Origin of the sequence: Corallococcus sicarius (assembly GCF_003611735.1) — a bacterium.
GTDB classification, from domain to species: Bacteria; Myxococcota; Myxococcia; order Myxococcales; family Myxococcaceae; genus Corallococcus; species Corallococcus sicarius.
Window position 1 is genome coordinate 1 of record NZ_RAWG01000759.1, and the last position, 434, is coordinate 434.

The 434-nt window shown below is 50.9% G+C and carries 1 protein-coding gene; it reads left to right on the forward strand.

What is annotated here, in order from left to right; translation table 11 throughout:
* Window positions 1-329, forward strand: a 329-nt coding sequence (locus D7X12_RS42700; protein WP_208719654.1) for a glycosyltransferase, incomplete at its 5' end; no start/stop codon positions are given.
* Between the last annotated feature and the right edge of the window lie 105 nt (window positions 330-434).

A 434-nucleotide genomic window follows, 5' to 3' on the forward strand; every position in this document is an offset into this window, starting at 1 on the left:
GCGGCTGTCCGGTGATCACGACCAACATTCGCGCCTTACCGGAGATCAATCCACCCGGTGCGGGATGGCTTATTCAGCAGCCGGTGAATGACGAATATGAGTATGTGGTTGATTCTCAGGAGAGCAAACTGCAGATACGTCGACAAATCGTGCAGCAGCTTAAAACGCATATCATTGATATTTTGCGGAATCCGGGCGTAATCACGCAATATTCTGCACAATCACTAAAGAGAATTGCTGAGCAGCACGATCCGGGAAAATTCAGCGAGCAGCTTGCCCACTTCTATTCAGCCAGCAAGCAGATGCACTACACAACGGCATTTAAATGAGGAAGGGTTATACCGGTACGGTTAACTGAAGGGCGTGGCGTTCAATTGCCGTGGCGATCTCGGCTGATACGCGCAGAGTGCGGATTTCACTGAACAGCCCATCGG